At 47.8% G+C, this 13,231-nt stretch carries 12 protein-coding genes; 4 read left to right on the top strand and 8 right to left on the bottom strand.

What is annotated here, in order from left to right; translation table 11 throughout:
- Positions 1–32: 32 nt before the first annotated feature.
- From ACNI23_RS07120 to ACNI23_RS07100, 5 genes are all read right to left on the bottom strand, one after another.
- Positions 33–983 (bottom strand): aminotransferase class IV, encoded by a 951-nt coding sequence (locus tag ACNI23_RS07120; protein ID WP_420247501.1) that lies wholly within the window; start codon positions 981–983, stop codon positions 33–35.
- A gap of 193 nt (positions 984–1,176) precedes the next feature.
- Positions 1,177–2,205, bottom strand: coding sequence for an aspartate-semialdehyde dehydrogenase (locus ACNI23_RS07115; RefSeq protein ID WP_420247499.1), 1,029 nt, complete (start codon positions 2,203–2,205; stop codon positions 1,177–1,179).
- Positions 2,206–2,297: 92 nt separating this feature from the next.
- Entirely contained in the window at positions 2,298–3,170 is an 873-nt protein-coding gene (metF, locus tag ACNI23_RS07110; protein WP_420247498.1) for a methylenetetrahydrofolate reductase [NAD(P)H], read from the bottom strand.
- A gap of 147 nt (positions 3,171–3,317) precedes the next feature.
- Positions 3,318–3,722, bottom strand: coding sequence for a (deoxy)nucleoside triphosphate pyrophosphohydrolase (locus ACNI23_RS07105; RefSeq protein ID WP_420247497.1), 405 nt, complete (start codon positions 3,720–3,722; stop codon positions 3,318–3,320).
- Positions 3,722–5,716: an ABC-F family ATP-binding cassette domain-containing protein gene (locus ACNI23_RS07100; protein WP_420247496.1), complete on the bottom strand. Its 1,995-nt coding sequence runs from the start codon at positions 5,714–5,716 to the stop codon at positions 3,722–3,724. The genes ACNI23_RS07105 and ACNI23_RS07100 overlap by 1 nt, the downstream gene beginning before the upstream one ends.
- 243 nt (positions 5,717–5,959) lie before the next feature.
- Between ACNI23_RS07100 and ACNI23_RS07095 the strand changes: the two genes are divergently transcribed.
- Positions 5,960–6,220 carry a GIY-YIG nuclease family protein gene (locus ACNI23_RS07095; protein WP_420247495.1) on the top strand — a complete coding sequence of 87 codons (261 nt, stop codon included), beginning with the start codon at positions 5,960–5,962 and terminating at the stop codon, positions 6,218–6,220.
- Between the two features lie 71 nt (positions 6,221–6,291).
- On the opposite strand, the gene ACNI23_RS07090 is transcribed toward ACNI23_RS07095, so the two are convergent.
- Entirely contained in the window at positions 6,292–6,984 is a 693-nt protein-coding gene (locus ACNI23_RS07090) for a CatA-like O-acetyltransferase (RefSeq protein ID WP_420247494.1), read from the bottom strand.
- 132 nt (positions 6,985–7,116) lie between these two features.
- Between ACNI23_RS07090 and ACNI23_RS07085 the strand changes: the two genes are divergently transcribed.
- The 3 genes from ACNI23_RS07085 to ACNI23_RS07075 all read left to right on the top strand — a co-directional run bounded on the left by ACNI23_RS07085 (position 7,117) and on the right by ACNI23_RS07075 (position 10,767).
- Positions 7,117–8,808, top strand: a complete 1,692-nt coding sequence (locus tag ACNI23_RS07085) for a CgeB family protein (protein WP_420247493.1) — start codon at positions 7,117–7,119, stop codon at positions 8,806–8,808.
- 10 nt (positions 8,809–8,818) lie between these two features.
- Positions 8,819–10,471, top strand: a complete 1,653-nt coding sequence (locus ACNI23_RS07080; RefSeq protein WP_420247492.1) for a glycosyltransferase — start codon at positions 8,819–8,821, stop codon at positions 10,469–10,471.
- Positions 10,472–10,539: 68 nt separating this feature from the next.
- Positions 10,540–10,767, top strand: coding sequence for a YgdI/YgdR family lipoprotein (locus ACNI23_RS07075; protein WP_420247491.1), 228 nt, complete (start codon positions 10,540–10,542; stop codon positions 10,765–10,767).
- Positions 10,768–10,820: 53 nt separating this feature from the next.
- On the opposite strand, the gene ACNI23_RS07070 is transcribed toward ACNI23_RS07075, so the two are convergent.
- Together ACNI23_RS07070 and ACNI23_RS07065 are read right to left on the bottom strand one after the other, a co-directional pair.
- Positions 10,821–12,359, bottom strand: a complete 1,539-nt coding sequence (locus ACNI23_RS07070) for a methyl-accepting chemotaxis protein (protein WP_420247490.1) — start codon at positions 12,357–12,359, stop codon at positions 10,821–10,823.
- Between the two features lie 269 nt (positions 12,360–12,628).
- On the bottom strand, positions 12,629–13,171 hold the full coding sequence (locus ACNI23_RS07065) for a hypothetical protein (protein WP_420247489.1): 543 nt from the start codon (positions 13,169–13,171) through the stop codon (positions 12,629–12,631).
- Between the last annotated feature and the right edge of the window lie 60 nt (positions 13,172–13,231).

Below are 13,231 nucleotides of genomic sequence, written 5' to 3'. Positions count from 1 at the left end.
GTGAATCCATCGAGATTCACGGCCTGTTTTTCTTAGCTCTTAATAATCGGTGTCCCTGTTTCCTGTAGGTCTTTTTGCAGCAATTCGCGCATGCGTTTGCAGATGGGACCGGGGCGGACATCGTGGATGGGTTTTTTATTGTAGCGAACAACCCCTACGGCATCGATTGATGTGCCGCAGATGATGACCTCACGGGCCAGCAGGATGTCTTCTTCTGAGATGGCCCTGAAATCAACTTCAATTTCGTCTTCAATGAGCTGAAGGGCGCGGGCAATGGTTGTGCCTGCCAGAGAATTGGTAAATTTAGGGGTATACAGCTTGCCGTCCTGAGCGACAATGCAGACATTTTCGGTTGCACCTTCAGCGAGGAAGCTGAGGGCATCGAAGCAGAAGGGAACGTCAAATCCTTCCTCTTTGGCGTTAATCTTCATCATTACGTTGGGCAGGTAATCGATGGATTTGATTGTTGCCAGATAAGGTTGCTTAGCCGGAACCTTGCTTCTGAAAGCGGTTACTCCTTTTTCGTACCATGATTCAGGCTTGGGCTCGAGTTTGTAGACTACAATGTACAGAGACGGAACCGGACATTCATAAGGAGTGATGCCGAATCCGCCGGGGCCGCGTCCAAGCATTACCCGGACCATACCGGAATCAACACCGGATGCTCCCGCTACCTCTAGAATGATTTCTCTAAGTTCATCCCATGAGCAGGGCGGTTCCAGGCTGATTGTGCGTGCAGAACGTTTCATGCGGCGCAGGTGCGGTTCAAGCTGGTATAGTTTGCCGTCTACGAACTTCATGCTTTCAAATACACCATCTCCGCGATGGACCAAGTGGTCATCCCAAGGCATGAGCATGAGTTTCGGGTCAGTGCAGACCAATCCGATGCGGTGTTCGTAAAATGCGCAGATCTTTTCGGTTCCCGCACGCATGGCGGAAAGCATGGCATCAATATATTCGTTGCTGTCTACTTTTTTAATCAATTCCGGACTCCGTAAATTTATTTAAACCCCGTCAGGGATCATAACCGCCATAAGCCTTGCAGAAATATTCATTAACAAAGCCTTGTTATACTATCGCCAAAGGACAATCTTCCGCAAGTGGGAATACAGAATAAAAAAGCGGTGAAGTTTTAATAAACTTCACCGCTTTTTAAAATTATAGGTAGCTATTATGCTATTTTACACGAACCAGATCGCGCTCGATGAGAGTCTCGGCGATCTGTACGGTGTTCAGTGCAGCACCTTTGCGGATGTTATCGGAAACAATCCACATGTTCAGGCCGTTTTCGATGGTTTCGTCTTCGCGGATACGTCCGACGAATACATCATCTTCACCAGTGGCGTCGATAGCCATGGGATAGAGGTTCTTCTCAGGGTAGTCCACAACGGTGATGCCGGGGAAGCTGGAAAGCATGTTGCGGCATTCCTCAACAGTAACTTTTTCCTCGGTTTCGATGTTGACTGACTCGGAGTGGCTGTAGAAAACAGGTACACGCACGGTAGTCGCGGTGAGCTTGATGGAGTCATCGCCCATGATCTTCTTGGTCTCGTTGACCATTTTCATTTCTTCTTTGGTGTAGCCGTTATCCATGAAAACATCGATGTGCGGCAGGCAGTTGAAGGCGATCTGGTGCGGGTAGGCGCTGGGAACAATTTCCTTGCCGTTGAAAAGTCTGCTTACCTGAGTTTCCAGTTCGGTGATGGCTTTCTGTCCGGTACCGGATACAGCCTGATAGGTGGAAACAATGATACGCTTGATTTTTGCAGCGTCGTGAATGGGCTTCAGCGCAACTACCATCTGAATGGTGGAACAGTTGGGGTTGGCGATGATGCCGGGGTGCCAGTCGAGGTCTTCGGGGTTCACTTCGGGAACAACGAGAGGAATTTTGGGGTCCATACGCCACTGGCTGGAGTTATCGACGACTACGCAGCCCGCTTTGGCAGCAAGGGGTGCGAATTTTTCGGAGGTACCGCCGCCTGCGGAAAAGAGAGCGAGATCAAAACCTTCAAAGGAGTCTTCTTTCAGTTCGATAACGGTGAGTTCTTCACCTTTATAGGGAACTTTGGTTCCGGCGGAACGGGCGGAAGAAAAGGGAACAACTTCGGATGCGGGAAAGTCGCGCTGCTCAAGGACTTTGAGCATTTCGCGTCCAACCGCGCCTGTGGCCCCTACAACAGCAACTCTAGGATTTTTGGTACTCATAGCTAAACCTCCGTATTCTTGACCCGGACCATCGGCAGTCCGGTTTATTTGTTAATCATTTTAAGCATGTAAAATGCTGTTCGATAGCCGTATTAAAATTTTAATGCCTGACCGATTTCAAGGCAGGCTTTAGCTTTGTTCAAAGTGTAAAGATGAACTCCGGGTGCGCCTCCGTCCAGCAGTTCCTGTGCCTGTCTGGTAGCGAATTCAATACCCAGTTTGTATACCGCTTCATCTCCGCCTTCAGTATGGGCCTTTTCCAGTGCACTGAGGAATTTTCCGGGAATTGCAGCACCGCACAGGGAAAGGATGAACTTCGCAGACTTGAGGCTCATGATGGGAAGTACTCCGGGGAGCACTGGAACATCAATGCCCATTCCCTTGAGTCTGTCGCAGAAATCAAAGTAGACCCGGTTATCGAAAAAGAGCTGGGTGATGATGAATTCGCCGCCCTCATCGATTTTGTATTTCATCCACTTGAAATCTTCCTTGATAGAAGGTGATTCAAGGTGTGCTTCCGGGTACCCGGCTACAGCAATGCCAACGCCGGGATGCTTATCTTTAACGTAAGTAACCAGATCGGAGCCATGCTTGAAGGTCTGGGTGTTGAAATCGAAATCCTTATCATCGGCAGGGGCATCGCCGCGCAGGGCAAGGATGTTTTCAACGTCGGCCTCTTGGAGTGCGGAAACAAATTCACTGATGTTTTCAGGGCTGGCACCGACGCAGGTCAGGTGTGCGAGAGGCTCAATGCCTGCATCCTGCTTCATTCTTTTGACAATTTCAAGTGAATTGTCTTGTGTTCCGCCACCTGCACCGTAAGTTACGGAAGCAAAAAGAGGATTCAGTGCTTTGAGTTTATCTACAACCTCAAAAAAATTAGGCCAAGATTCACGATCCTTGGGAGGAAAGAATTCCAGCGAGATGAACTGTCCGTTTTTATTGATCAAGTCGATAATTTTCATGCTTAACTCCAATTTGATGCGCTTTGCGCTTTTGACGATTTGATTTCGCCGCCGGCGGCTTAAACCCTTTCGCAAAAGGGTTTAATAATCCCAAAAACTTTCAGCAGGCTTCGCCGTTCCATCAGGCAGATTGTGAGGGGAGAGAGCTTATTTGTTAAGTTCCCGTTCTTTCAGCATTTCTAGGATTTCGTAATTGACGGGCAGGAATTTTACATTGCGTATGTCGGTTATATCAAACCAGTCAAAACGCTGATTTTCAAGTGATGACACTTGACCGGAAAATTCCCAGATGTCGAAAAAATTTAAGTGTACTGTATATTCGGGGTACTCTACAGTCTTTTCCATCCAGAAGTCAAAGTTTGTAGGTGTTATACCCAGTTCTTCCTGAAGTTCACGCACCAGTGCATCACCCAAGGATTCATTAAACTCGACCTTGCCGCCGGGGAATTCCCACCAGCCAGCATAATCTTTACCTGCTGGGCGTTCTGCAGAAAGAAAAAGACCATCTTTCCAGATAACGCCTGCAACAACTTCAATTGGTTTGTTATTCATTAACCTTCTTCCAAAAGTTGCTTCTTACGTTCTTCCAGTTCGGTGATTTCTTCTTCGAGTACAGCCATTTTTTCCATTAGTTCATCAGCCCAAGCGCTGGTTTCTGTGTAGCGTGAATTCAGTTCCACAGCGGCTGCTCCGTCACTGTACAGTTCCGGATCGTTAAGCCGCTCTTCCATGGCCGCCTGATCTTCAAGAGTCTTTTCAAGGTCCTTTTCAAGCTTCTCGTACTCTGCGGTCTTAGGCTTGAGTTCCTTGTACAGGGCATTACGGATTTCAGCCTGTTTGCGCTTGTCTTCCTTGCTCAGTTTGCGATTGGCAGGCTTGTAGCTGTCGCTGGAATCCTCGGATTCGGTTTTGGCGGTCGGTGCTGCAAGCTTCTCCTTGCGGTAGTTATCGTACTCTTCGAAAGAGAAAAAGGTTTCGGTTCCCGAATCAGTCAAAGCCCATATTTCATCAGCAACTTCACCAAGCAGGTAGCGGTCATGCGCTACAAAGAAAAGAGTGCCGTCATAGTCTTTCAAGGCCCGGATCAAACCTTCACGGCTTTCAAGGTCCAGATGGTTTGTAGGTTCGTCAAGAATGAGCAGGTTGGCTCGCGAAAGAAAAAGGGATGCGAGGATCAGTCTGTTCTTTTCTCCACCGGAAAGGGCGGAAACTTTGCGCTCAAAGTATCCTTCTCCAAGCAGGAACAGTCCGAGTACGCTTTTAAGCTGTTCCTCGGTGGTGTCCGGGTCGCAGAGACGGCGGATTTCGGACAATGCGGTAGCTTCATCACGCAGGATGTCGCTCTGGTGCTGGCTGAAGTAGGCGAGAGATGTGTTCTGTCCGACCTTGGCAAAACCGGCGTTAGGCTTGAGTGTGCCCATGATCACCTTGAGCAGGGTGGATTTACCCGCACCATTAGGCGCGGCAAGAGCGACTTTCTTGCCCCGGAAAAGCTGGAAATTGAGCAGAGGCCACATGGATGGCGGCTTTCCGTCATAGGAAAATTCAAGATCAACCACGTTGATGGCTGCTTTGTCTCCACGTGAAGTGGGCGGGAGGCGGAAGCTCAGGGTTCTGCCGGAACGGTTGAGTTCGGCTTCTTCCTGAATCTTGTTCAGCTCCTTGGACATCTTTTCCACTTTTTTGATCTTGGACTGGGCCTGCGCCGCTTTGCGTGCTTTGACCCGGAAGCGGTTGATGTAGGAGTTCTCAGCCTCAATGCGCGCGGAAAGCTTGGCCGCTTCACGGCTGCGCTGGTCAGCGTTTTCAGCTTGCCATTTAAGAAATTCAGTGAAGTTACCGCGTCTGACCTGAGGACGGCCGGAACCGAGAAAAAGCACGTGGGTGCCGACTTTATCTAGAAAAATACGGTCGTGAGCCACGTAGATTACCGCGCCACGGAAAGAGAGCAGGTAGCTTTCGAGCCATTCAACAGCTTCAAGGTCAAGGTGGTTGGTAGGTTCGTCCAAGAGAAGCAGGTCTGCACCTTGCAGCAGAACACGTCCCAGCTTGGCGCGTTCACGCCATCCACCGGAAAGTTCCTTGATTTTGCTGAGCAGGTCGTGTTCGGAGAACCCCAGTCCGGTCAGGATGGTTCTGGCCTTGTGCTCGGGATTGTATCCGAATTGATGCTCAAGTTCGGCCTGCTTTTCAGATAGCCTTTCCATGTGAGCCTGATCATTTTTCTGTCCGGCTTCTTCCCACTGCTCCCAGAGCTTATTCCATGAGGGCAGGGCAGAAAGAACCCAGCTGAGCAGGGTCTGTTCAAGGATTTCCCCGGTCAATTCCTGAGCTACATAGCCGAGGCGGGCACCTTTAGAGATGGATAGCACACCAGCGTCCGGTTCGATCTTTCCGGCAATAAGCTTGAGCAGGGTGGATTTACCGCAACCGTTCGGTCCGGCTACGGCAAGGCGCATTCCGGCACTCACTTCAAATGAAAGGTCGCTGAAAAGGTCTTCCCCGTTATAGGATTTTTCAAGGGATGAAATAGTAATTCTGGGCATCATGTCTCCGGTTTAGGGCTATCGGCCCTCTCAAAAAGGCAGAAATTATAATGAAATTTGTAATATAGATACGCGAAACGCAGGAATGATTGCGTTAGGCGGTCATAAACTAAGTAAGCCCGTCAAATTATATGTTCAAGGCGCAGAATGCAAGGGCAAATGGGTGCTACCGGACGTTAATCAGCAAATATGATTCAAGAATAAAGTTTTGACCGCAACCTTAGTAACGGCTATCCCAAATTCATGAGCACATGGTACGTATATCTGCTGCGTTGCAGCGACAATTCCCTCTATTGCGGTGTAACCACTGACCCGGAGCGCAGGCTGGAAGAACACAATTCCGGCAAGGGTGCAAAGTACACCCGTTGCCGGTTGCCTGTTGAATTTGAAGCGTATGAATCCTTTCCGGATAAACGAGCAGCCTATCGCGCTGAGTACTCTGTTAAGCGGAAACGGGCTGCGCAGAAGGTTGTTTTTTTGAGGGAGTTGGCGACGCAAAGATAATAACGAAACGCCTTATCGCGCTATATGCGAAGCTTGTTAAAAAGTTTTACCTTCCCCAGTCGCCGGAGGCACTACAAATAATCCCCCGGTCCCTTACACATCGCATCAAATTTCTGAAAAAACTCACCGAAATGCTTGCCGTCCATGAGGCCGTGCAGGGCTTCAACTGCCACGGGCATTATCTTTCTGCCGGATTCATTTTCGGTCACATGACCGAACAGGATTCGGGGCACTGAGTCTGTGTTGCAATTCCCCCACGGGTTGCTGGCTGATGTGAAGGCCACGCCGTTGACCACGCTGAAATAGAACAGATTGGATTTATCTCCCCCTGTTGGGGTGAGGGTCGGTTTTTCGTCTGCGGCCTGACGGGCAACTTCGATATTGGAGGCTGTTTCGCTGAAATTTTCGCCGAAACGGCAGAGGCAGTTGGCGTGCAGATTGCGGCCTTTTGGGATGTAGGTAAATGCCGGATGGATCACATCGTAAATTGCCGGCTTGCCTTCCACTATGCGGGTGCGGAATTCAGGTATTTCATTTGCTGCACGGGTTGCCAGATAGTAGAGTATGGACGAGAATCTAATTTTTGCAGAACCGCTGTTCTGTTCTTTGCGGTAGTTGAGAAGTTCGGTCACATCCTGCTGCACGGTGAAACCGTAGCGGCTGGTGCACAGGGATTGAAAAAAGGTAAAGTGTTCAGCTCGTTCCCATGTTTCCATGTCCAGAAATTCCATTTTGCTTTCAGTCAGCAGAGCTTTGTTTGTCATGAGTTTTCCCGTATATATTTTTTAGTTTTAAAATCGAATTTGGGCCAGCTATAACGAAAGAAAGGGCGGTCCGTAAACAGTTCATTACTTATCCAAAAAAAACACATTCAAGGATTGTCACAGCATGCTGTAATGACATACATATTCAATATGTCGAAACGAGCTTACAATGTAGAACCAGTGATGGATCAGGATAGCGTTGTTGATGTGCGCATCCATATCGACGGTAAGAAATGGCATCTCTGGGGCCGTAAAGGGGCAGAACGCGAACGCGGACTTGCTGAAGCGGTTACGCCCGGAAAGTTGCCCGTGTTGCTTGGTGCCGGACTTGGGGTGTGTATAGAAGAATTGCTGAAATCCGGCCCGGTGGCAGTGCTGGATAATGATCTTTTAATAGCTGAAACTTCCGGAGCAGCTGAGTATCGGGATCATCCTAAGGTTACATGGCTGAGCGGTGATCCGGTGCAGGTTCTGGAACAGGTTCGGCAGTGGCGTTCGACTAATGGTAACGGTCCGTTGGAACTTGTGAAGATTCCATTGTACCAGCGGTTGGATCGTGAATGGTATCTCGCTATCGGCAATACCCTTGCGGATGAAAAGGATTCCGAGCCTGTGGATTTCTGGTCCGAGGTTGCCTATCCGAAATTCCAAAATGAAAAGCCGAAAGTACTTTTCTTTCATCGTAAATATTTCCTGATGGGCGAGATTACCGCCGCGCTGGAACGTTTGGGCGTTGAATTTCGCAGTGTGGATATCGGCACCGGGGACACTGTTCGTGAAGGATTTGTGGAAGATCTGTTACGTACTCTTGTTGATTTCAAGCCCGATTTTGCGCTGACCGTGAACCATTTTGGGGTGGACCGGGAAGGGAAGCTCACCGATCTGCTGCTGAAACTCAAACTACCGCTGGCCTCTTGGTTTGTGGATAATCCGCACCTGATTCTTTACCGCTATGCCGATGTTTCGCCTGATTTGACCGCCATCTTTACTTATGATGCCGGAAATCTGGAAATTATGAGTGAGAAGGGGTTCGAAAATGTCTTTTACCTTCCGCTCGCAACGGATGTGGAGCGTTTTAAGCCGGGGCTTTCGGGGCGCGATGAATGGCGGGCTGAGGTGTCTTTTCTCGGCAATTCCATGGTTCATGCGGTGGATAAGTATCTGCGGTCCAGTGAACTGGATGCTGAGTTGGAACAGAGAGTGCCGGATTTGGCAATAGAGTTCGGTGAACGGGCAGAGCTTTCTGTGGAAGAGTTTTTGCGTAATTCGCATCCGGAACTTCTGGAGAGGATGGAAAATTTAGCCACTGATGAAAACAGGCTCTCTTTTGAGGGGCTGATTACATGGGAGGCAACCCGCCTATATCGTTTATCCTGTGTACGGGAATTGTTACCCTTTAATCCACTTATTGTAGGTGATGACGGCTGGCATGAACTGCTGGCAAAAGGAAGCTGGCGTTATCTGCCCTCTTTGGATTACTATAATGATCTGCCCGGATTTTATCCCATGTCCAAGGTCGGATTCAATTGTACCAGCAGGCAGATGAAAGGCGCGGTCAATCAGCGGGTTTTTGATGTTCCGGCTTGCGGAGGATTTGTGCTTACGGATTACCGGGAGCAAATGGAAGCTCTTTTTGAACCGGGCACTGAGATCATTGCCTATAATGAAATTTCGGAAATCGGCCCGTTGCTGGAAAAATGGCTGGCCGATGATGTGGGACGGGCCAAGGTGACTGCAGCCGCGCGTAAACGGATTATGGCCGAACATACCTACGAACACAGGCTTTCCGTTTTGCTGGAAAAAATGCGTCAAACATTCGGGTAGGAATAAGATTATGTCAGGTAAATTCTGGGGATTTCTGGATACTGCTTCCCGTTACAGGCTTCTTGTCTCAGGACATGGCAAGCCTCATCTTATGGAAACTGCAAATCGCGTCATCAACAGTGCCGAGAGCAGCCGCGAGAAAAGTACGCTCATTGATCTGGGTGTGGATATGCTTCTGGCTGCTTGGGAAGCCAGTCCTTTAGACGGGCAACTTGCATCCAATCTGCTGGCTATCAACAAGCAGTTAGACTTTCTGCCAGCGCCGCTGGTGGAAAATATGTCGCTGATTGCCTCAAATAGTGCCATCCCGGAAAATCTGGGGTATCTGCAACGGCTTATCGCTAAAGATGATAAGGATAAGCTGCTCGATTATCTTTCCAAGCAGACTGAGCGTGAACCGGAAAATCTTTTTTGGCTGTCCCATCTGCTCGATCTGGCATTTTTTCTCGGCAGACATGAGGTCGCCAGTGCTGCCCTTGCCCGTGACTGGCCTACAGCCATGAACATGGTGCTCAATAAATATGCCGGGGATATTGCTTTCTGCTCCGGCGATTATGAGCAGGCCGAGGCAATTTATTCCGACATCTCTGACGGCGCATTAATTTTGGGTGAAAACTTGCTGCGTCTTGCTGAGAGTGTGGACCGTATGGGCAGGCGCGATGAAGCAATGATCCTTTGGCGGGATCGTATGACAGCCCGTCCTTGGCAGGTTAATACCTGGTTTAAGGTTTATGACCGTTTGCTCGGCGGTGGTGGTTCTAAACTGCTCGACGGTCAGGTTGCAGTTTGTCTGTATACCTTTAACAAAGCGGATGACTTTGATGAGACGCTTAAGTCGCTGGCGCAGTCCCCGCTGGATAATGTGCATATTTTCGCGCTTGATAACGGAAGCTCAGATCATACTTCCGAAGTACTAAGCCGCTGGAAAGCGCAGTTGGGTGATCGTTTCAGGCGCATAGACCTACCGGTTAATGTTGGTGCTCCGGCGGCGCGTAACTGGTTGAAGAATATGAATGAGCTTAAGCTCTATGATTACGTGGCCTACCTTGATGATGATGCCTTTATTCCGGCTGATTGGCAGGCTCATTTCAGTGCGGCGGTGGAATCATACCCTGAAGCCGGTGTCTGGGGATGCAAGGTTGTTAATGAGGATCAGCAGGAAGTAATCCAGCATGCGGACTTGCATCTACGTGAAACTCCTGCTGGATTTGAAGATGTGGTCCGTAGTTTCGAGTTTGCTTATCTTGATCCATATAATCAGGATCTTGATTACGGGCAGTTTGATTATTGCCGTCCCTGCGTTTCCGTTACCGGATGCTTTCATCTTTTCAGGCAGGATATTTTGAGCCAGAGCGGAGATTTTGATTTGCGTTATTCTCCTACCCAGTATGACGACCTTGATCATGACATGATGCTTGCCAAGGCAGGGAAAACTGCGGTGTATCAGGGTAAGCTTAAGGTTCAGCATAAGCGTAAGTCCGGTTCTGCTGTATCAATAAACCGGGCAGCCCGTGGCAGCGGTGCAGGCAATGTGCTGAAACTGGAATCCAAATATGAAGCACGTGATGTTGCGGCGATTATTGAACGTGATATCGAGCGGTTGGAAAATGATTTCACCGAAAAGGCTCTTAAAGTAGGGCACGTGATGAAGGAAGTGGAGTAGTTGATTATGCCCGTTGTTGTAGATGTAATAATCTGTTAAAGTTTTCCAAACCATAGAAGGAGTGGAAAATGAAACATATTTTAATTGCGGGCTTATTGTGTGTTGGTTTGCTGATATTTGCCGGATGCGGGTCAAAGCATCATACAATTACCAAGACAGATGGCTCTACTGCGGTAAGTGTGGGCGCACCGCAATATAACAAAGATTCCAATACTTATACCTATGAGAATCTTGATGGCCAGCAGACAACGATTAAGCGCGAAGATGTACAGCAGATTGAAGAAAATAAAAAATAGATTTTTAAGGAGAGTAAGCCGGGCCCTTGTATCAGGCAAGATCCCGGCTTTTTTTATGCCTCTTGAGTTTGCATCTTGTTCATGAATTCATCTAGGTCTGTTGCGAGTGATGCCAGCTCCGAAACCGCACCGGAAACCATATCCATTGAGTCTGATGTCTGTGTTGCGATATTGTTCACCATCTCAATTGCGCTTGTAATTTCTTCACTGGCGGCTGACTGTTGTTCTGCTGCAGTTGCTATCCCTTCCACTTGGCCTGCTGTTTTTTTGGATATATCAAGTATCTGCTTAAGTGCTGTGTCAGCTTTACTGCACATTTCTGTGGCCTGCTGAATGCTGTGCAGAGTCTCTTCTGTGGCAGAAGTGCTTTTCTGTGAACTGTTTTGAATAGCACTTATGTATTCGCCAACTTCCTTGGTTGCGTGCATGGTGTTTTCAGCCAGTTTTCGGATTTCGTCGGCTACAACGGAAAAACCTCTTCCTGCTTCCCCGGCTCTGGCTGCTTCAATAGCGGCATTAAGGGCAAGAAGGTTGGTCTGGTCGGCAATATCGGAGATCACCTGCATAATGGTGTTTATGCCGTTGCTGTGGGTTTTAAGAGTGCTCATCTCCTGCTTTAGGTTTTCGGCCTTCATGTTCACTTCGTCCATAACCCCGATGACATTCTCGACAAGCCCGGAACCGTCGTTGGCAGTTTCCTGAGTCTGTCGGGCCATACGGGCAGCATCGCTCGAGTTCCTGGAAACTTCTAGGATGGATGCATTCATCTGCTCCATAGAAGTTGCCACTTCTTCTGTCCTGGCTCGCTGGTCATGGATGCCCTTGCTTGAGTTATGGATTTCGGAGCTTATTTCATCTGAAGTTCCTGCAAGTTGTTCGGATATTTTTGTGGCATCGGTCACTCCCTTGGCAATTTTATCATTCTGGGCAGTGATGAAATCTTCTTTAAGCTTGATGTTTGTGAAGTCCATGATGGTGGTAAAACCGCCGAGCAGATTTCCTCTGGCATCATAAATTGGTGAGGAGGCAACAGATATATATTTTGTGGTGCCTTTACGTCCGTCAACTTGTCCTTTGACGAAGAGTTGTTTTTTTTCTTCCATACATCTTTCGGATACCGTTTCTTGCTTTTTGCCGTAGAAGAAAGTTGAGAAGTCCTGACCGATGTATTTGTTTGGTTCTTCATCCTCTTCAATTAATTTTATAATGCTTTCATTGATCCATCTGATGTTGCCTGTAGGATCGACCACTACCATAGGAGTCATGATATTTTCGAGCATGGATTCACTCATGCCTACTTTTTCATTCAGTATGTTGTTGAGTCCTTCGATTGCATTTGAAAGAACTCCGATTTCTGCCATGAAATTGTGGTGGGCGATGGGAGTGTAGTCTGCACTTGAAATTCTTTCTACCTCACCGATGAGCATCTTAATCGGTGAAATTATATGGCGCTTTATAAGAAAGGCGAAGGTGATCAATGATGCAATTGAAACTGAAATAATAATGATAGCTATTTGACTATGGATAAAGAATAGTGCTGCTCCAAGGAGAAGGGCAATTATTGCAATGAAGGCATTCAGGCGTACAGTCATTTTAGTCTCCCGTTCTTTGGTAGAAGTGCTGAGTGACCTGAAGCATGTATAGTGCCATGTGTTTGTTCTTCTATTGTAACAATGGACAGGGTTTTGTTTGGGTTGTTTTGGGTATGCAAAAGTGAGTCATATTAGCACACTAATGACTCGTATTAAAGATATAGCCTGTTTAATTGAAGCTTTTTTAGTATGTTATGTTCTGTGTCATAATGGCTTATGCAAAAAAAAGAGGCCATATGGCCTCTTTAAGCAACATTAGAATATATAATTTATTCCATAGCACTTGAAAGCTTTTCAAAATAAGGACGTACAACTTTTACATCCTCAGATGGTGCTTTCATCATAGCTTTGGCAGCCTTCATTGAAGAAAGCATATGTTCTTTCATCATTTTTTTCTGTTCCGGACTCATATTCGGATCAGCTTCCATCTGGGCTATTGCGGCTTCAAGCTCAGCCATGCCCGCATTCCCTTCCGCTTCCATGGCGATGGAGGCAAAAGCCTTAACTACGCGGCCTGCGGTTTCGGGCCATGTCTTGTATGTGAATCCGTTTGCTTCAATGATTCTTTTTGCTTGCGGGGTGTAGCCATAAAGCATTGCGAATTCTTTATTAAGCATTTCAGGATCCAAAGGGTCTGCATCGCTTTCTCCGGAATTTTCCATTTCCTCTTCCATTTGGTCCATGATCGGGTCCAGCTGTTCCAGTGTTTTTACCACTCTCTCTACCTGATCTCCGGTAAGAGGGGACATAGCATTCGCTGTGAATGCGAAAAGGAAGGTCAATGCGACCAGTAACAGTATCTTTTTAAGCATCATTCCTCCAAGCAGATTATTTACCCCCGACTAATGATAATGGATATATATTAAATTGAG

It is taken from the genome of Maridesulfovibrio pacificus (SeqCode) (assembly GCF_048612815.1).
Classification (GTDB): domain Bacteria; phylum Desulfobacterota; class Desulfovibrionia; order Desulfovibrionales; family Desulfovibrionaceae; genus Maridesulfovibrio; species Maridesulfovibrio pacificus.
Note: the sequence above shows the minus strand (reverse complement) of the source record. Positions and strands in the feature narration are given on the sequence as shown.

What these genes read in the sequence shown, in the direction of transcription:
- ACNI23_RS07095 (WP_420247495.1), top strand. Translation starts at nt 5,960, where the DNA reads ATGAGCACATGGTACGTATATCTGCTGCGTTGCAGCGACAATTCCCTC.
- ACNI23_RS07105 (WP_420247497.1), bottom strand. Translation starts at nt 3,722, where the DNA reads ATGAATAACAAACCAATTGAAGTTGTTGCAGGCGTTATCTGGAAAGAT.
- ACNI23_RS07115 (WP_420247499.1), bottom strand. Translation starts at nt 2,205, where the DNA reads ATGAGTACCAAAAATCCTAGAGTTGCTGTTGTAGGGGCCACAGGCGCG.
- ACNI23_RS07080 (WP_420247492.1), top strand. Translation starts at nt 8,819, where the DNA reads ATGTCAGGTAAATTCTGGGGATTTCTGGATACTGCTTCCCGTTACAGG.
- ACNI23_RS07100 (WP_420247496.1), bottom strand. Translation starts at nt 5,716, where the DNA reads ATGCCCAGAATTACTATTTCATCCCTTGAAAAATCCTATAACGGGGAA.
- ACNI23_RS07085 (WP_420247493.1), top strand. Translation starts at nt 7,117, where the DNA reads ATGACATACATATTCAATATGTCGAAACGAGCTTACAATGTAGAACCA.
- ACNI23_RS07070 (WP_420247490.1), bottom strand. Translation starts at nt 12,359, where the DNA reads ATGACTGTACGCCTGAATGCCTTCATTGCAATAATTGCCCTTCTCCTT.
- ACNI23_RS07090 (WP_420247494.1), bottom strand. Translation starts at nt 6,984, where the DNA reads ATGACAAACAAAGCTCTGCTGACTGAAAGCAAAATGGAATTTCTGGAC.
- ACNI23_RS07065 (WP_420247489.1), bottom strand. Translation starts at nt 13,171, where the DNA reads ATGCTTAAAAAGATACTGTTACTGGTCGCATTGACCTTCCTTTTCGCA.
- ACNI23_RS07075 (WP_420247491.1), top strand. Translation starts at nt 10,540, where the DNA reads ATGAAACATATTTTAATTGCGGGCTTATTGTGTGTTGGTTTGCTGATA.
- metF (WP_420247498.1), bottom strand. Translation starts at nt 3,170, where the DNA reads ATGAAAATTATCGACTTGATCAATAAAAACGGACAGTTCATCTCGCTG.